Source organism: Labrys okinawensis (assembly GCF_002982075.1).
Taxonomy (GTDB): domain Bacteria; phylum Pseudomonadota; class Alphaproteobacteria; order Rhizobiales; family Labraceae; genus Labrys; species Labrys okinawensis_A.
Window position 1 is genome coordinate 531039 of the sequence record NZ_PUEJ01000005.1, and the last position, 16819, is coordinate 547857.

A 16819-nucleotide genomic window follows, 5' to 3' on the forward strand; every position below is an offset into this window, starting at 1 on the left:
GCGGCTTCTCACCCCGCACCGGCCTTCAGGCCGATCCTCCCCCTGCAGGGGGAGGTAAGACCATGCCAAGCCTCGAGCAACCGACGAGGGAGCCTCATGCATTGGATCTCCTATCTGCCCGCCCTCGGCCGGGGCGCGCTGATCACCGCCGAGATCACCCTGGCCTCGCTGGCCATCGGCGCCTTCCTGGCCTTCCTGGCCGGGATCGTCAGGGTCGAGGGCGGGCGCATCCTGTCCATCATCGCGCTTTGCTATACCGAGTTGTTCCGCGGCACCTCGCTCCTGGTGCAGCTGTTCTGGTTCTATTACGCCCTGCCTCTGGTCGGCTTTTCCTTCTCGCCGGTGTCCACCGGCATCCTGGTGCTCTCGATGCATGTCGGCGCCTATGGCTCGGAGATCGTGCGGGCCGGCCTCAAATCGGTGCCGCAACAGCAGCATGAGGCGGCCCGGGCCCTGAATTTCGGCCCGGTGCACAAATTGCTGCACATCACGCTGCCGCAGGCCATCGTCGAAATGATGCCGGCCTTCGGCAACCTCGCCATCGAGACCTTGAAGCTCTCCTCGCTGGTGTCCTTCATCTCGATCGCGGACATGACCTTCCGGGCGCAGACCCTGCGCAACCTGACGCAGGACAGCACCACGATCTACACCCTCACTCTCGTCGGCTACTTCCTGATGTCGCTGGTGATCATGGTTGCCATGCGCTTCCTGGAACGCCTGGCGCGTCGCGGCGCTGCCTTTCCGAAGGCGGTGCAATCATGATGTACGGCTTCGAATGGGACCCGTCGACACCGCTGACCTACGCGCAGTCGATCCTGCCGATCCTGCTCATCGGCCTCACCGTGACGCTGCAGGCCGCGGCGGCAGGCTTTGCCATCGCGCTGGTGCTCGGCCTCGTCTTCGCCCTGATGCGGCGCAGCCGCTTTGCCGTGGTGAGCTGGGGAACCGCCTTCGTCGTCGAATTCCTGCGCGACACGCCCCTCCTGGTACAGCTCTTCTTTCTCTATTACGTCCTGCCCGACTACGGCATCGCCTTGCCGGCTTTCCTGACGGGCGCGATCGCGCTCGGCCTGCAATATTCGGCCTATACCTCGGAGGTCTATCGCGGCGGTATAGAGGCAGTGCCGCGCGGCCAGTGGGAGGCCGCCACCGCGCTCAACATGTCACGCTGGCAGCTCTACCGGAACGTCATCATCCCCCAGATGGTGCCGCGCATCCTGCCCACCATGGGCAATTACCTGATCGCCATGCTCAAGGAAACGCCGGTGCTCTCGGTAGTGACCGTGCTGGAAATGCTCGGCCTCGCCAACATGATCGGTGAAAATACCTTCGAATATCTGGTGCCACTGAGCATGGTCGGCATCATCTTCCTCATCCTTACCCTGGTCTGTTCCGCCGGTGTCCACCGGCTGGAAAGGGCCTTGCCGAAAGCCGGGATACCGATGCGATGACCGCGAACGCCCAATCCGACATCATCCGCTTTTCCAATGTGACCAAGCGCTTCGGCACCCTGACGGTTCTGCATGATTTCGATTTCACCGTCGCGCCGGGCGAGAAGGTCTCGCTGATCGGCCCGTCGGGGTCGGGCAAGACCACGGTGCTGCGCATCCTGATGACGCTCGAGCCCTTTCAGGACGGCACGCTGGAGCTTGGCGGCATCGGCTATCACGAACCCGGCGGCCACGGCCCCTTCAAGGCCAGCGAGCGGCATCTGCGCCAGATCCGCACGCAGGTCGGCATGGTGTTCCAGAGCTTCAACCTGTTCCCGCACATGACCGTGCTGCGCAATGTGGTGGAGGCGCCCATTGCCGTGCTCGGCCTGAAGCGGGAGGAAGCGGAATGCCGGGCCCTCGATCTGCTCGGCATGGTCGGCATGGCCGACAAGAAGGACCATTTTCCCAGCCAGCTTTCCGGCGGCCAGCAGCAGCGCGTCGCCATCGCCCGCGCCCTCGCTATGCGGCCCCGCGTGCTGCTGTTCGACGAGCCGACATCCGCGCTCGATCCCCAGCTCGTCGGCGAAGTCCTCGGCGTGATCCGCTCGCTGGCCAGCGAGCACGATCTCACCATGCTGCTGGTCACCCACGAGATGCGCTTTGCCCGCGAAGTTTCCGATCGCGTCTGCTTCTTCGACAAGGGTCGTATCGTCGAGCAGGGGGAGCCCGAGCGCATCTTCTCTAGTCCGGAACAGGCGCGAACGCGCGAGTTCCTGCAATCGGTGCTGTGAAGCGGCCTTCGTTTGACGTGCGTCATTGCGAGCGAAGCGAAGCAATCCAGGGCCAAGGGGTATCGCGTTTCGGGCTCCTGGATTGCTTCGCTTCTATCGCAATGCCCCTGGCAGATCGATTGAGCGAAACGCCCCAGACAGATGCCGATATTCTGTCGGCGCGACCCGGCAAATACCGAGGCTTTGACGGCGAGGGCAGGGGGGAAGCGAGACATTCTCGCGGCGCCTCGCGCTAACCTTCAGGACATGACGCCACCGGATTTTCTTCGATGACCGCCACTGCCTTGAAACACACCGGCCATCCCGCCCTCGGCCGGCTCAACGACCGACGACTGCTCAGGGAACTCGCCTATGTCGACGGCCGCTGGGTCCAGGGCCGGCAAGCTGCGAGCTTCGAGCTGCGGGATCCCGGTTCGGGTACCGTCCTCGCCCATGTCGCCAGCCTGGGCGCCGAGGAAACGGGCCGGGCGATCGACGCCGCCGCGAGAGCCTTTCCGGCCTGGAAGGCCCTGACACCCCAGGAGCGGTCTGCGCGCCTGCGCACCTGGCACCAGCTCATCCTTGCCGCGCGCGAGGATCTTGCCCTGCTGATGACGCTCGAACAGGGCAAGCCCCTGGCCGAAAGCCGCGGCGAGATCGACTATGGCGCCTCCTTCGTCGAATGGTATGCGGAAGAAGCCAAGCGGGTGAACGCCGAGAGCGTGAGCAGCCACCTTCCCGGAGCGCATATGCAGGTTTCCCGCGAGCCGCTCGGCGTGGCCGCCCTGCTGACGCCCTGGAACTTTCCTTCGGCCATGGTGACCCGCAAGGCGGCGGCAGCCCTGGCGGCCGGCTGCACGATCGTGCTTCATCCTTCATCCTATACGCCGCTCTCCGCACTGGCGCTTGCCGAGCTCGCCGAACGGGCGGGCTTGCCCGCGGGCGTCTTCAACGTCGTCACGGGCGAGGCGGCTCCGATCGCCCGGCGCCTGTGCGAGGACACCCGCGTTCGGGTGGTCAGCTTCACCGGCTCGACCGAGATCGGACGCCTCATCGCGGCCCAGTGCGCGCCGAGCGTCAAGCGCCTGGTGATGGAACTTGGCGGCAATGCGCCTCTCATCGTCTTCGATGATTCGGATCTGGATCGCGCAGTCAAAATTGCGGTCGATGCGAAATTCGCTACGTCCGGCCAGGACTGTCTCGCGGCCAATCGCATCTTCGTGCAGCGCTCGCTCTATCCGGCTTTCTGCGAGGCTTTCACTCGCCGTGCCCGGGAACTCAAGGTCGGACATGGTCTCGAAGAAGAAACCGACATCGGCCCGTTGATGCATGAACGTGCCGTTGCGCGTACCAGGGAGCGCATCGCCGAGGCCTTGCAGCGGGGCGCCCGCAAGTTGACGGGCGGAGACATTGCGCCCGGATCGCTTTTCGTGGCGCCGACCGTCCTCGCCGACGTCCCCGACGAGGCCGCCATCATGCAGGAGGAGGTCTTTGCGCCGGTCGCCAGCATCACGCCCTTCGATGAGGAGGACGAAGTGGTGGCGCGTGCCAATGCCACGGAATATGGCCTCGTCGCCTATGTCGTCACCGAGAATGCCGGCCGGGCGCTGCGCCTCAGCAGTGCGCTCGACTATGGCATGGTGGCCGTCAACCGCGTGAAGCTGACCGGCGCACCCATCCCTTTCGGCGGCGTCAAACAATCCGGCATGGGGCGCGAAGGTTCACGCCACGGCCTCGAAGCCTTCACCGATCTCAAATATACCTGTCTCGACCTCGCTTGAAAGGAGCTGCCATGCTCGACCGCGCCGTTTCCGACAATGAACTCAACGCCTGGGATCGCGACCACTTCTTCCATCCCTCGACCCATATGGCCCAGCATGCCCGCGGCGAGACACCGAACCGCATCATCACCGGCGCCGAGGGGGTCTACATCACCGACCGCAACGGCAAGAGCAGTCTGGATGCCTTTGCCGGCCTCTATTGCGTCAATGTCGGCTACGGCCGCACCAAGATCGCCGAGGCGATCGCCGAACAGGCGGCGCAACTGCCCTACTACCATGCCTATGTCGGCCATGGCTCCCAGCCGTCGATCACCTTGGCCAAGATGATCATCGACCGAGCGCCGAAGGGCATGAGCCGGGTCTTCTTCGGCCTGTCGGGTTCGGACGCCAACGAGACCAACATCAAGCTGGTCTGGTACATCAACAATGTGCTGGGGCGGCCTGACAAGAAGAAGATCATCTCGCGCTGGCGCGGCTATCATGGTTCGGGCCTCATGTCGGGCAGCCTTACCGGCCTTGCCGCTTTCCACAACCTGTTCGACCTGCCCAAGCCGCCGATCCTGCACACCGAAGCCCCGTATTATTTCCGCCGGGAGGACCGCTCCCAGAGCGAGGAGCAATTCGCCGATCATTGCGCGGCCAAACTCGAGGAACTGATCCTGGCCGAAGGGCCGGATACGATCGCCGCCTTCATCGGCGAGCCCGTACTCGGTACCGGCGGCATCGTGCCGCCACCCCGGACCTATTGGGAAAAGATCCAGGCCGTTCTCAGCAAATACGACATCCTCTTGATCGCCGACGAGGTCATCACCGGGTTCGGCCGGCTCGGCTCGATGTTCGGCTCGGATCACTACGGCATCAAGCCTGACCTGATCACCATCGCCAAGGGCTTGACCTCCGCCTATGCCCCGCTTTCCGGCGTGATCGTCTCGGAAAAGGTCTGGCGCATTCTCGAGAAGGGTTCGGACGAGTTCGGCCCGATCGGCCATGGCTGGACCTATTCTTCCCACCCGCTCTGCGCGGCGGCAGGCGTCGCCAATCTCGAACTCGTCGACGAACTCGATCTGGTCGCCAATGCCGGCAGCGTCGGCGCCTACTTCAAGCAGGCGCTGACGGATGCGCTCGGCGCACACAACCATGTCGGCGAGATCAGGGGCGAGGGATTGATGGCGGCTGTCGAACTCGTCAAGGATCGTGACGACCGCATCTTCTTCGACGCGTCCGAAAAGGTCGGGCCGCGCGTGGTCGCGGCCATGCTGGAGAACGGCGTGATCGGCCGCGCCATGCCGCAAGGCGACATCATGGGCTTTGCGCCGCCGCTCTGTCTCACGCGCGAGGAAGCCGACATCGTGGTGTCGGCGGCTGCCAAGGCCGTGAAATCGGTGCTGGGGTAAGAGGTCATCCCGTGCGCGCTGCGGCATGCAATGCTGCAGCGCAGACGCGGGATCGCGTTGAATTGCGCTTTTCTCGTCTTGCGGTCCCGGATCTGCATCGCACCATTTCATGCTGCAATGCGTCCGGGATGACGCTCACGCCGGGAACTGATAGCCCGGCGTCGACTTCGACAGCGCGATCTCCTCGGCGTCCATTTCCGCCTCGATGCCGTCGAACAGAGGCGTCGTCATATAGCGCTCGCCGGTATCGGGCAGCATGCAGAGGATGACGGAGCCTGCGGGCGCCTTCTCGGCAATCTGGCGGGCGACGCCGAAGGTGGCTCCGGCCGAAATGCCGACGAAAATGCCTTCCTTCTGGGCCAGGGCCTTCGCCCATTTCACGCCCTCGGCACCGGCGATCGGAACGAGTTCGTCATAGAGATTGTTGTCGATCGCTTCCTGCAGCACCTTAGGAATGAAGTCCGGCGTCCAGCCCTGGATCGGATGCGGCTCGAAGGCGGGGTGGCCGACGGCGGGCGAGCCATCGGCCGTCCGTTCCTGCTTCTGGCCGCTGCCGACCAGCTGGGCATTGGCGGGCTCGCACAGGACGATGCGCGTCTCCGGCCGCTCCCGGCGCAAGACGCGCCCGACCCCGACGGCGGTACCGCCTGTGCCATAACCGGTGACGAAGACATCGAGCCGCTTGCCGGCGAAATCGTTGATGATCTCGCGCGCGGTCGTCGCCTCATGGATGGCGGCATTGGCCTCGGTCTCGAACTGATGGGCCAGGAACCAGCCATTGGCCTCGGCCAGTTCCACCGCCTTGCGATACATGCCGAAGCCCTTCTGGGCGCGCGGCGTCAGCACCACCTTGGCGCCGAGCATGCGCATGAGCTTGCGGCGCTCGATGGAGAAACTGTCCGCCATGGTGACGACCAGCGGATAGCCTTTCTGCGCACAAACCATGGCAAGGCCGATGCCGGTATTGCCGCTGGTCGCCTCGACCACGGTCATGCCCGGCTTCAGCGCGCCGGTGCGCTCGCCATGCTCGATGATGCTGAGCGCCAGCCTGTCCTTCACCGACGCGGCCGGATTGAAGAACTCCGCCTTGACATAGATCGTGGCGTGATCAGGGGCCAGGTTGTTGATCTTGATGACGGGTGTGTCGCCCACCGTCTCCAGGATGCTTTCGAAAAGGCGGCCGCGGCCGGATGTGGTTCTGGACTGGGGCTGTTGTGTCATCTCGCCTGTTCCTTGGCTTTTCGGTTCGTCACATTTTGCAAGCGCGTAATAGCATCAAGGCGTGAGCCGCTCGTGAAGGGGATGGCAAGGTCGGGAAATCGGCGGAGCCACCCAGGCACTTGGCGGTCCCGTCGGAAAAACGGCCGGTCGCCAATATCCTGCACCACCATATCCTCACCTTCAATATTTCAACGGGAGAGCCGTCACTCCGTTCCCGTTGCAGACAAGGTGGGGCCAGCTCTAACCGCCACTCGCGACCGCATCCGCGCAATCGGCCAGCAGCTCGACGCCCCGCTTGATCTGGCGCACATCCAGGCTGCCATACCCCATCACCAGGCCGGCCCGATCCGGCTTTGTCGAGCTGCTTTCGGCATAGAGCGGCGACAGAGGGTGGAGACCGAGGCCGGCCTGACCGGCTTTCCGGATCAGTTCTCCCTCTAGTGCCGCCGGAATATGACGGAACCAGGCGATGATGTGAAGGCCCGCCTTGGCGCCTTCCAGGACCAGCCTGTCACCAAAACGATGTCGCAGCCCATCGAGCAGGGCGTTGCGGCGTTCGGCCATCCGCCGGCGAATGCGCCGGATATGGCGTTCATAGGCCCCGTTCTCCAGGAGGGTGGCGAGAGCTTCTTGCTCCAGAGCCGGGCTGTGCCTGTCCATGATCTGCTTGGCCCGGGTGAAAACGGGGGCCAGGTTGGAAGGGACTACCAGATAGCCGATGCGCAGGGTTGGCGACATGGTCTTCGAAACCGTGCCGAGATAGAGAACGTTCCGGCCGTCGCCCAGGCCGTAAAGGGGCGGCACGGGATTGATGTCGTAGCGATACTCGCTGTCGTAGTCGTCCTCGATGAGATAGGCATCGCGCTCCTGGGCCCAGGCGAGCAGGCGGTGACGCCTCGCGATCGACAGTACACTGCCGAGGGGAAACTGGTGCGAAGGCGTAACATAGGCCAGCCGCGCCGCGACGTGGGCGAGCCGCGAGGTGTCCAGCCCGTCCTGATCGGCCGCAATCGGTGTGATCCTGGCACCGGCCGCCCTGAAAATATCCCGCGCCATCGGATAGCAGGGGTCCTCGATCACAGCGCCATCACCTGGGTCCAGCAGCAGGCGGGTGCAAAGATCCAATCCCTGCTGGGAGCCGTTGACGACGATGATCTGCTCGGCATCGCAACGCAGCGTACGAGCGCGCCAGAGATAACCCTGGAGGGCTCGCCGAAGCCGGTGGGAGCCTGCCGGATGGCCATAGGAAAGGCGATCCTGCCTCTGCGCGAGCGCTCCCAACAGGGCGCGCCGCCAGATCGGCGTGGGAAAATCCGACGCGGCAAGATCGCCGTAGCGAAAGTCGATGGCCGGCCGGGTTGCGGGCGAGAGCGAGGCCGGCTGCAGGGCCAGGCGCTCGCCATAGCCCGACAGGGGAAGGGGAACCAAGCCTGCCGGTGTTGGCGAGGTCGGCGGCATGCGGTCCAGAACGGCGGCCACTTTCGGCCTGGCGCCTCGCCGGCTGAGGATGAAACCTTCCGCCGACAACTGCTCATAGGCCGATGTGACGGTCGCGCGCGCCACGCCGAGTTCGGAGGCGAGGGCGCGCGAGGACGGCAGGGCGCTACCATCCCCATAGGTTCCCGCCAGAATCTGGGCCCGCAGCGCCTCATAGATCTGCCTGGCTCCCGGACCTCGCGCCTGCCGGTTCTGCGCCATCACAACTGGCCTAGCAAAAATCATACAAACTGGACGTTCTTGTTAAGCCAGTTTGCTCCTATTCTGACACGAAACCAAGCCGAGTTTCACAAGCTGAATTCCTGCGAGCCCTTGCGATGTACATACCGCCCGCCTTCCGTGAAGACGATCAGGCCATCCTCCACCGCCTGATGCGGGATACGCGCCTGTGCACGCTGGTGACCGCGACTGCAGCCGGCCCGATCGGCACACCCTTGCCTCTGTTCTTCGATCCGGACGAGGGAGAGCACGGCACCCTCTATGGCCACCTCGCACGGGCCAATCCGCAATGGCGGGCCGAACCCATCGGTGATGCCATGGCCATCTTCATGGGCGCCGACGCCTATGTCTCGCCCAGCTGGTATGCCGCCAAGCAGGAACATCACAAGGTCGTACCGACCTGGAACTACGAAGCCGTCCACGCTTACGGGCCGGTCGAATTTTTCGAGGATTCCCAGCGTCTGCTCGAGGCCGTCACCCGCATCACGGAGTTGCATGAGGGGACGATGACCACCCCCTGGCAGGTCGGCGATGCGCCGCCTGCCTTCATCCAAGCGCAACTGCGCGGTATCGTCGGTGTGCGCCTCTCAGTCAGCCGCCTGGAAGGCAAGCGCAAGCTAAGCCAGAACCGACCGGCCGCCGATCGGGCCGGCGTGGCTCGCGCTCTCGCCGAGAGCCCCGACCCCGGCGATCGCCGGATTGCCGCGCTCATTCCCCTCGATCCCGCCTGATGTGACGGCTCGCTCCGAGACTGGACGCTTGAAATGAACGAACACCACATGGACGCCGCCGACAGCCATGAGCCGGTTGTCAACGCCGCAGGGACGACCGAACTCGACGAAACGGACATCGCCCGCTTCGGTCCCGATCCGCAGACGAATTTTGCCGCCAACCTCGCCGCCGTGCAGCACAGGATCGAGACGGCCAGCCTGCGGGCGGGCCGGCAGCCGGCCGCGGTGCGCCTTCTTCCCATCACCAAGACCGTGCCGGCCCGCGTTCTGCGGCTCGCCTTCGCGGCCGGTATCCACGATTTCGGGGAAAACAAGATCCAGGAGGCGCTGAGCAAGCGCGATGACCTTGTCGACCTGCCGATCGCCTGGAGCATCGTCGGGCATCTGCAGACCAACAAGGTGAAATATCTCGCCCGCTTCGCCCGCGAGTTTCATGCCCTCGACAGTCTGCGGGTCGCCGAGATGCTGGACAAGCGCCTGGCCATCGAGGACCGTTTCCTCGACGTCTATGTCCAGGTCAATACATCGGGCGAGGACAGCAAGTTCGGCTTGCATCCCGATGCGCTGCTCGATTTCGTCGTTCGACTCGAAGGCTTTGCGCGCCTGCGCCCCCGCGGGCTGATGACATTGGCCCTGTTCAGCGACGACATGGCCCGCGTGCGCCCCTGCTTTCGGCTGCTGAGGGCGCTGCGCGATCGAGCGGTGAAGCGCAGTGCGGCCTTGACCGAGCTCTCCATGGGCATGTCCGGGGATTTCGAAGCCGCGATCGAGGAGGGGGCCGACGTGGTTCGCGTCGGCCAGGCCATCTTCGGCAAACGCCCGACCGCCGACGGGCATTATTGGCCCGGTTTTGCTCCAGGTTAAGGGAACCTCGCTGCTCCATGGCCGGAGGCGATCACCTCCAGGCCCTTGCTGTGGAGTGCGTGGTCAAATGGTACGGCAGGTAACCGAATCTACACCGCTCGGGTCGTGAATCCGTCTATCTCAAGACGGAGTTCGAACATGCCCGCAGCGCCCGCCATCGCCCAGACCTATAGGGGGCCATTTGCCGAAGAATTGGCCAAGCTTCAAAAATCCAACCCGATTGCCGATCCCAAGCGCTGGGAACAAGCCAAGCATGATGCGATCGAATTTCTGACCGATTGGGGTGACCAGGTGGCCGAACTCGGCTGGAGTGCCGATGACCTCTTCGGCCTCCATCCGACCGCGCCTCTCGCACGCTATGATGTGATGGGGCTGATCTGGCTGCTGCAGGGGCAGGCTGTTAGCGGGGTCACCGAGCGTAGCGCCAGTACCGGTGCAACGACGTTTTACAGGGCGGTGCGATAGGCTTGGACAGCGAGAAACGCGGTGAGGGTCCGCTGGAATCACGCCGAAGTCACAGGCTGTCGACACACTCGCGCCCGTCAACGGCCTTTCCGATAGGAGAGTCCGGTTGACGATAGTACCCCAATAGAACTCGCCCGGCGCATGGAGCGTCGGGCTTTTTTGTCGGCTGCCTCGGTCGGCGACATTGCGAGCGTGCAGCGATCACCAGCGGTGATGCCGGCCACCATGCCTGCGCCAGCCTTCATGACGACCGCGCCACCAGCCTCGATGCAAGCCATTGTCATGGTGCCGGCGCCAGCCGTGCTTCCTCCAGCCATACCAGCCGATCTGCTCGGCCTGCGTTACGCCGGGAGTACCCGGATGAACCGGAGCAAGGGCAGACGATGGCGCAACGCTGGCCGACAACGCGCCGACGGCAATAAGGGCAGCAAGAAGCATCTTTTTCATTGAACATCTCCAGTCGGATATGACGGCACTGACATTCCGTTACGTAATCTGAATGGATGCTGAATGAATTTCACTCTTCGGGCGCAATCGCCTTGCTTCTCGGTTCTTTGAAGAGCGCGAGCGAATTTCGATGCGGAGAATTCCCACCGGCAGCGGCCACGGGGTTCCTGTCTTATTTCGTTGCGGGCTTGCCGAACCAGGCTTCAAGGGCAGTCTCGAGGCCCGCGGCGCTTCCATTCCCGGCCCAGGCCACATGCCCATCGGGCCGGATCAACACGGCGGTTGGAGTTTGGACCGCGCCGACCACCGGAAGCTCGCATATCCCCTCGAATTTCGCCTTCACCAGCTTGACCCGATCTGCCCAGGCCTCGATGTCGTGGCTGCCCGTCTCGCCGAGATTGAGCAGCACGGGCCGGGCCTCGCGCAGAAGATCGAAGACCCGCATCGGTCCTTCGGCCCCCACAAGGTCGAGATCGGGCATGCGGCGGCCAAGCAAGGGATGTCCCTCGCCGAGGTCGTAGCGAATGTCGAGGCCGGACATCACGGCGCAATACCATCTGCGCGGCTCATCCATTTGCATCGCGGCCGCCATCATGTCGCGCAAGGCATTCGTGCGTTCATCGCCGCGATTGAGCGCCGTGAGTGCCAAAGTGTGCTTCAGCAGGGCCGCTCCCACCGGATGGCGTTCGGCGTGATAGGTATCGAGCAGGTCGTGCGGCGAGATGCCCTTGATCACCTGCGCCAGTTTCCATCCGAGATTGACCGCATCCTGCAGGCCGATATTCAGACCCTGTCCGCCAACCGGAGAATGCACATGGGCGGCATCGCCGGCCAGCAATACCCGTCCCTGCCGATAGGAGGACGCCTGCCGCGCAGCGTCGGTGAACCTGGACAGCCAGGTGATGTCATCGACCCCGAAATCCGATCCGTAGGCCGCGACGAGCGCCTTGCGAAGTTCGTCGATTGTGGGTTTGCTGCCCCGTTCGAGGCGCGGCTCCGTCACCACGCCGCGGATCCGCTTGCCGTCTTCCAACCTGCCGAGGGCATAGACACCCCTTGTGCCATGGCGCATACCCAGCGCTGGCTCCTCGGCCATGTCGGCTTCGAAAATCAGGTAGCTGATATCGGGGGCCCATCCGGGGAAATCTATGCCCGCCGTCTTGCGGACAAGGCTGCGACCGCCATCGCATCCGGCAAGGTATTTTGCCCGCATCGTCCGGCCGTCGTTCAAGCCGATGGTGACGCTGGTGTCGTCCTGCGTGAAGCCCGTCACCTCACAGCCGCGATAGACCGGCACCGCCAGTTCACCGATCCAGTCGGCGAGAATGCGCTCGATCTTGGCCTGCCAGAGCGCGAGCGTGTAGTTGTGACGGGTCAGCCGGTCGCTGGCATCCAGAACGGTTCCGGCAAACGGCACGACCCGATGTTTTTCGCCCTGTGAAACGAAGCGGTCGGCGATGCCGCGCTGGTCCAGCACCTCGATCGATCGCGGATGCAATCCGCTTGCGCGAGAGCCCTCGACATCCTGATTCACGCGCCGTTCGACAATGGCGACATCGACGCCCGCCAGGGCCAGCTCACCCGCCAGCATCAATCCGGTCGGGCCACATCCAGCGATAACCACATCATGTCCGGATGAGCTCATCTGCCACCTCCTCAATCACGGTTGGGGCCCGTTTTCTACGCGATGACCTGCGTCTTGAAGCAAGAGGGGTGGGCGCCCTATATCAAGAGTGGAGGGGAGCGGTATTCGCCTGACAAAGACAGGCGGCCTGCAGATCGAGGCCGTTTCAACGTCCCCCGATGATGGGCAGGGCAACTGAGGGGCGCCGAGCGGGAGTCTCCTGCCCGCCGACGCAGCGACAGTATCTCCTGTCAGGCTCACGCGGTAAAATCGGTCGAACGGGAGACCTCTTCCCAAGCCGCCATTTCCGCCTTCATCGCTTCGATCTTATCTTGGACGAGCTTGAGCGCATCGGCCCCGAGATAGAGCCGGACAGGCGGGTTCTCAGCCGAAACCAGCTTGAGCAGCGCCTGTGCCGCCTTGGCGGGGTCACCCGGCTGATTGCCGCTTTTGGCCCGCCGGGCAGCGCGGATCGGGTCCATGATCGCATCGTAGTCGGCAAGGCTGCGCTCGGAGCGGACCATCGAACGCCCAGCCCAGTCGGTGCGAAACTGGCCCGGCGCCAGCGCCGTCACATGAATGCCAAGCGGTTTCACTTCCTTGCCGAGGGCTTCGGAGATGCCTTCGAGGGAAAACTTGCTGCCGCAATAATAGGTAATGCCCGGCATAGTGATGAAGCCGCCCATGGAGGTGACATTGACGATATGGCCGGAACGCCGCGCCCGCATGCCTGGCAGCACCGCCTTGATCATCGCGACCGCGCCGAACACATTGACATCGAACTGGCGGCGCATCTCGTCCAGCGACGATTCCTCCAGGATGCCCTCATGGCCGTAGCCGGCGTTGTTGACGAGGACGTCAATCGGACCAATTTCGCTCTCCGCTCGGGCGACGGCCTTCGGCACGGAATCGAAATTCGTTACGTCGAGGAGCATGGCGTGCGCGCGATCGGGTGCGAGTGCCAAGAATGTCGATGCCGCGTCCGCATTGCGGACCGTGCCGATCACGCGGTGGCCGGCTGCGAGCGCGCCTTCGGCGAAGGCTTTGCCCAACCCCGAACTCACGCCCGTAATGAGAAAAGTCTTGTTGCTGCTCATGGAGCCTCCTTTTTGCAGCGTGCCATCTGGCTCGCGGTTTTGTATCTAGATCTTAATTATATATCATGATATAAATTTTCAAGCAGTGTTCGAAACAGGGAATTGAACGGTCATGGCCGAAACGGAGCGACAGCCCCTCAGGGAAAGGAACCGGCAGCTTGCTCGCGAAGTCGTGCTCGACGCGGCCGAGCGGCTGCTTGAGAGGGGAGAAACGGCGGACTTCTCGATGCGCGCGCTGGCGGCCGAGGCGGGCGTAGGGTTCGCAACGCCCTTCAATCATTTCGGCAGCAAGAATGCGATCATGCAGGCCCTTTCGGCCCGTCTGATCCAGCGAATGGCGGCGCAGTTCTGCGAGGAGGCGGCCGACGGAGACGCGATCGACCATGTGTTGGTGATGGGACGGATCAGCGTCGCGCTTCTGCTGGAGAAGCCGGATGTTCACAAGGCGGTGGTGGGATCGCTCGGCGTCGCCAATTCCGAGCCAGGGCCCGTCCGGCAGAACTCGCGGGAACTCTGGTCGCTTGCATTGGGGGATTACGTCGGGGTGGCCACCGAGATGAAGGCGCTCGCCCAGAGCGTGCTGGCGGACCAGCTTGCCTTCACTTTTCGGGGTTGCGTCTCGTTCTGGATCGCAGGCGAACTTCAGGGCGAGGACCTCGCTATCGCCTTCCGGTCCGGCGCTTCCGCGCTTCTTCTCGGCTTCGCCAGCCCGTCGCGTCGCAAAGACCTTGTCGAGCAGATCAAGCGTCTCTAACATTCCGCTGGACGAGGTTTCGTCGCGTGTCGGTTCGAAGGACTTGACAGCCATCCTACCAGAAGGTAGGTGGAGTCATGGGCAATTTATCGACCACCGCCGATGACATTCTGGCCTGCGCGCGATCCTTGATCATCGCCGGCGGCTATAACGGCTTCAGCTACGCTGACATCGCGGCCGTGGTCGGGATTCGCAAGGCGAGCATCCATCACCATTTCCCAAGCAAGGTCGATCTGGTCCGAACACTGGTTGCCCGGTATCGGGAAGAGGCTGAAGCAGGGCTGGCAAATCTCGAAGGTCAAGTGTCCGACCCGCTCGAACAGATTCGGTCCTACACCGGCTATTGGGAAGCCTGCATCGCAGATGCCAGCGCTCCGTTCTGTCTCTGCGCGCTGCTGGCTAGCCAACTCCCGGTCCTGCCCGAGGAAATAGGCGTGGAGGTCCGGGCGCATTTCCGTTCCCTGTCGCAGTGGCTGGCATCCGTATTGGAGCGCGGCGCGCAGCAGGGGCGACTGCGACTGACGAGTTCCGCTCATGACGAGGCCGAGGCGTTCATGGCGACGGTGCACGGCGCGATGCTCTCGGCACGCGCCTATGGCGATCCGGCGATCTTCGGTGTGGTGACAGGCCCCCACCTGCGGCGTCTCGCGCTGCGGACGGACTGAGCCGCCCTTTATCGCTGAAACGATCGGAATCGCCCCATCCAGCGATCCGGTTCGGACTTTCAAAAGATCCTCTAGAGTTCGCCCTGCATATCTACCTACTAGTTGGAAGCCTATCATCATTTAAACTTTAGGAGACTGAGATGTTTGGAATCTCTCCCATTGGCTGGGTGCATACGCTCGGCAGCCTGCCCGCGATTCCGCTCGCCCTGTATATGTTCGTTCGCTACGGACGGATCGTGCCGCGCTCGACGGCCGGCATCGTTTATTTCGTTTCGATGCTGATCGGTGCGGCAACAGTGTTCCTAGTCGCCCATCAACCGGTGAGCTACGTCATCGGTGCATCAACCATCGCATTGCTGGTCGCCGGCTATGGTGTCGGGCGTCTTCATTGGCTGGGGCGTACCGGGCGATTTATCGAGACGGTCTGCTTGAGCCTGACCGTATTTCTGCTGATGGTGCCAACCGTCACCGAGACCCTGCGCCGCGTGCCGGACGGCCATCCCCTCGTCACCGACTTGAAGTCGCCGCTCCTCCTCGGGGCTCAGGGCAGCCTTCTTGTCATGCTGATCATAGGCCTGACGGCCCAGATCATCTACCTTCGCAGATCGGGGAGGGGTGCGGCGGGACAATCCTATTGACGGGACAGCCATCGCAGATGGGCGATGGCCAAGGATGCCGGTGGGCAGGGGCATGCCATCGATGTCCCATTAACCATGCTTCGGCAGTGCCCGCTATGGCGCGATCCATACCGTCATTTTTCAGAAACCGTTCATCTTTGTCTCGCTAGCTTGCTGCCAGAGCTGGGGGCGGCTTCTCTAGGACAATATTAATGAAAAAACTTATTTGCGCCGCCGTTCTTTGCATTGCGGCACTTGGCGGGACAACTCTTTCTGCTTCGGCTGCCCCGCGGCATGACTGGCGACATCCGGGTTTTGATCGACACCACCACCGGCCGGTATGCAAGATCGTCAAGACGAAGACCTTCAAACATGGCCGGCCGATCTGGGTGACGCGGCGCGTTTGCCGATAGGAGTATCTGCAAAGCACCAATGCAAACAAAACCCCTCTGGCCTCAGGGCCAGAGGGTGGCCGGGGGAATGGGCCGACGCTGCAGGTGGGCATTGGATCGCAGGCGGCCACCGTCATGTTGCCGGCGTGGATGAAAGGCCGGCAGGCTGCAATTGCAGCCCGCCTGCTTGGAACCAACGCCGGGCGAGACTGTTTAGCAGTAACTTTGACGTGACGCTGACATGCCCTTCTTGCCGGGCGACCGGCGGTATTGAGAGACTTGCATCATGAATATTTCGTCCAGATTTCGTACGATCGTGGCTGCGCTTGTCGCTACGGCGGGAGTCGGCCTCGCGAGTTCCGCACAGGCCGACAGCGGTACGATCCGCTTCTACGTCTACAAGGCTGCCTTCTTTGTCGGCGGCTCGGGAGGCGAGGGCACTTTGACCTTCCACGGCCGCCGCTATCCCATCTCCATCGGCGGTGTCTCGGGTGGCCTCGCCTTCGGGGCTTCCAAGACCTATTTCCAAGGCCGCGTGCGCAACATTCAGCGTGTCCGAGACGCGACAGGGGTCTATGGCGCGGCGGGTGGCGGTGGTGCCGTCGGCAAAGGGGCGCAAGTGATCGTCATGACCAATGGAAAGGGCGCCCAGCTCGAACTTCAAGGCAGGCAGGTTGGCTTGCAGGTCAACGCCGATGTCACCGGCCTTGCAATCTCGCTCAAGTAAGGGCGATTGAGTGGCTGAAGGCGGCCGTATCGGAGGACGGCGGGTATGTTCCCCTTCGCGTTCCGTGTCGGCCGCCAGCTTTGTTCGCGATAACCCGCGAGCCTATTGCGGCCCGCGCAGC

17 protein-coding genes are annotated in these 16819 nt (G+C 63.3%); 12 read left to right on the forward strand and 5 right to left on the reverse strand.

Annotated elements, in window-relative coordinates; all coding sequences use genetic code 11:
- The first annotated feature begins 96 nt into the window (after positions 1-96).
- From ehuC to C5L14_RS16205, 5 genes are all read left to right on the forward strand, one after another.
- The gene (gene ehuC / locus C5L14_RS16185) at positions 97-762 is read left to right on the forward strand and encodes an ectoine/hydroxyectoine ABC transporter permease subunit EhuC (RefSeq protein ID WP_105863054.1); all 666 of its coding nucleotides are present in this window, start codon (positions 97-99) and stop codon (positions 760-762) included.
- A complete protein-coding gene (gene ehuD / locus C5L14_RS16190; RefSeq protein ID WP_105863055.1) occupies positions 759-1451 on the forward strand; it encodes an ectoine/hydroxyectoine ABC transporter permease subunit EhuD in 693 nt (230 codons plus the stop codon). The genes ehuC and ehuD overlap by 4 nt, the downstream gene beginning before the upstream one ends.
- Complete coding sequence (ehuA, locus tag C5L14_RS16195) at positions 1448-2224, forward strand: ectoine/hydroxyectoine ABC transporter ATP-binding protein EhuA (RefSeq protein WP_105863056.1); 777 nt, start codon at positions 1448-1450, stop codon at positions 2222-2224. The genes ehuD and ehuA overlap by 4 nt, the downstream gene beginning before the upstream one ends.
- Before the next feature lie 269 nt (positions 2225-2493).
- Entirely contained in the window at positions 2494-3984 is a 1491-nt protein-coding gene (locus tag C5L14_RS16200; protein WP_105863057.1) for an NAD-dependent succinate-semialdehyde dehydrogenase, read from the forward strand.
- Positions 3985-3995: 11 nt separating this feature from the next.
- The gene (locus C5L14_RS16205; protein WP_105863058.1) at positions 3996-5378 is read left to right on the forward strand and encodes an aspartate aminotransferase family protein; all 1383 of its coding nucleotides are present in this window, start codon (positions 3996-3998) and stop codon (positions 5376-5378) included.
- Positions 5379-5513: 135 nt separating this feature from the next.
- On the opposite strand, the gene C5L14_RS16210 is transcribed toward C5L14_RS16205, so the two are convergent.
- A complete protein-coding gene (locus C5L14_RS16210; protein WP_105863059.1) occupies positions 5514-6599 on the reverse strand; it encodes a PLP-dependent cysteine synthase family protein in 1086 nt (361 codons plus the stop codon).
- 240 nt (positions 6600-6839) lie between these two features.
- On the reverse strand, positions 6840-8297 hold the full coding sequence (locus C5L14_RS16215; protein WP_105863060.1) for a PLP-dependent aminotransferase family protein: 1458 nt from the start codon (positions 8295-8297) through the stop codon (positions 6840-6842).
- Between the two features lie 116 nt (positions 8298-8413).
- Between C5L14_RS16215 and C5L14_RS16220 the strand changes: the two genes are divergently transcribed.
- From C5L14_RS16220 to C5L14_RS16230, 3 genes are all read left to right on the forward strand, one after another.
- Positions 8414-9046 carry an FMN-binding negative transcriptional regulator gene (locus C5L14_RS16220; protein WP_105863061.1) on the forward strand — a complete coding sequence of 211 codons (633 nt, stop codon included), beginning with the start codon at positions 8414-8416 and terminating at the stop codon, positions 9044-9046.
- 33 nt (positions 9047-9079) lie between these two features.
- Positions 9080-9910: a YggS family pyridoxal phosphate-dependent enzyme gene (locus C5L14_RS16225; protein ID WP_428832627.1), complete on the forward strand. Its 831-nt coding sequence runs from the start codon at positions 9080-9082 to the stop codon at positions 9908-9910.
- Positions 9911-10048: 138 nt separating this feature from the next.
- Positions 10049-10375, forward strand: coding sequence for a hypothetical protein (locus tag C5L14_RS16230; RefSeq protein WP_105863063.1), 327 nt, complete (start codon positions 10049-10051; stop codon positions 10373-10375).
- Positions 10376-10576: 201 nt separating this feature from the next.
- Here C5L14_RS16230 and C5L14_RS16235 read toward each other — a convergent pair whose 3' ends face one another.
- From C5L14_RS16235 to C5L14_RS16245, 3 genes are all read right to left on the reverse strand, one after another.
- Entirely contained in the window at positions 10577-10822 is a 246-nt protein-coding gene (locus tag C5L14_RS16235) for a hypothetical protein (protein ID WP_105863064.1), read from the reverse strand.
- A 172-nt stretch (positions 10823-10994) separates the two neighbouring features.
- A complete protein-coding gene (locus tag C5L14_RS16240; RefSeq protein ID WP_105863065.1) occupies positions 10995-12467 on the reverse strand; it encodes an FAD-dependent monooxygenase in 1473 nt (490 codons plus the stop codon).
- A gap of 236 nt (positions 12468-12703) precedes the next feature.
- Positions 12704-13543, reverse strand: coding sequence for an oxidoreductase (locus C5L14_RS16245; protein ID WP_105863066.1), 840 nt, complete (start codon positions 13541-13543; stop codon positions 12704-12706).
- A 112-nt stretch (positions 13544-13655) separates the two neighbouring features.
- Here C5L14_RS16245 and C5L14_RS16250 point away from each other — a divergent pair, with 112 nt between their 5' ends.
- From C5L14_RS16250 to C5L14_RS16265, 4 genes are all read left to right on the forward strand, one after another.
- Entirely contained in the window at positions 13656-14297 is a 642-nt protein-coding gene (locus tag C5L14_RS16250) for a TetR/AcrR family transcriptional regulator (protein WP_105863067.1), read from the forward strand.
- Positions 14298-14374: 77 nt separating this feature from the next.
- A complete protein-coding gene (locus C5L14_RS16255) occupies positions 14375-14962 on the forward strand; it encodes a TetR/AcrR family transcriptional regulator (protein ID WP_105863068.1) in 588 nt (195 codons plus the stop codon).
- A 140-nt stretch (positions 14963-15102) separates the two neighbouring features.
- Positions 15103-15600: a hypothetical protein gene (locus C5L14_RS16260; protein WP_105863069.1), complete on the forward strand. Its 498-nt coding sequence runs from the start codon at positions 15103-15105 to the stop codon at positions 15598-15600.
- 657 nt (positions 15601-16257) lie between these two features.
- On the forward strand, positions 16258-16698 hold the full coding sequence (locus C5L14_RS16265; RefSeq protein WP_105863070.1) for a hypothetical protein: 441 nt from the start codon (positions 16258-16260) through the stop codon (positions 16696-16698).
- Positions 16699-16819 lie beyond the last annotated feature (121 nt).

Coding starts and splice junctions, on each gene's coding strand:
- ehuC (WP_105863054.1), top strand. CDS start 97: ATGCATTGGATCTCCTATCTGCCCGCCCTCGGCCGGGGCGCGCTGATC.
- ehuD (WP_105863055.1), top strand. CDS start 759: ATGATGTACGGCTTCGAATGGGACCCGTCGACACCGCTGACCTACGCG.
- ehuA (WP_105863056.1), top strand. CDS start 1,448: ATGACCGCGAACGCCCAATCCGACATCATCCGCTTTTCCAATGTGACC.
- C5L14_RS16200 (WP_105863057.1), top strand. CDS start 2,494: ATGACCGCCACTGCCTTGAAACACACCGGCCATCCCGCCCTCGGCCGG.
- C5L14_RS16205 (WP_105863058.1), top strand. CDS start 3,996: ATGCTCGACCGCGCCGTTTCCGACAATGAACTCAACGCCTGGGATCGC.
- C5L14_RS16210 (WP_105863059.1), bottom strand. CDS start 6,599: ATGACACAACAGCCCCAGTCCAGAACCACATCCGGCCGCGGCCGCCTT.
- C5L14_RS16215 (WP_105863060.1), bottom strand. CDS start 8,297: ATGGCGCAGAACCGGCAGGCGCGAGGTCCGGGAGCCAGGCAGATCTAT.
- C5L14_RS16220 (WP_105863061.1), top strand. CDS start 8,414: ATGTACATACCGCCCGCCTTCCGTGAAGACGATCAGGCCATCCTCCAC.
- C5L14_RS16225 (WP_428832627.1), top strand. CDS start 9,080: ATGAACGAACACCACATGGACGCCGCCGACAGCCATGAGCCGGTTGTC.
- C5L14_RS16230 (WP_105863063.1), top strand. CDS start 10,049: ATGCCCGCAGCGCCCGCCATCGCCCAGACCTATAGGGGGCCATTTGCC.
- C5L14_RS16235 (WP_105863064.1), bottom strand. CDS start 10,822: ATGAAAAAGATGCTTCTTGCTGCCCTTATTGCCGTCGGCGCGTTGTCG.
- C5L14_RS16240 (WP_105863065.1), bottom strand. CDS start 12,467: ATGAGCTCATCCGGACATGATGTGGTTATCGCTGGATGTGGCCCGACC.
- C5L14_RS16245 (WP_105863066.1), bottom strand. CDS start 13,543: ATGAGCAGCAACAAGACTTTTCTCATTACGGGCGTGAGTTCGGGGTTG.
- C5L14_RS16250 (WP_105863067.1), top strand. CDS start 13,656: ATGGCCGAAACGGAGCGACAGCCCCTCAGGGAAAGGAACCGGCAGCTT.
- C5L14_RS16255 (WP_105863068.1), top strand. CDS start 14,375: ATGGGCAATTTATCGACCACCGCCGATGACATTCTGGCCTGCGCGCGA.
- C5L14_RS16260 (WP_105863069.1), top strand. CDS start 15,103: ATGTTTGGAATCTCTCCCATTGGCTGGGTGCATACGCTCGGCAGCCTG.
- C5L14_RS16265 (WP_105863070.1), top strand. CDS start 16,258: ATGAATATTTCGTCCAGATTTCGTACGATCGTGGCTGCGCTTGTCGCT.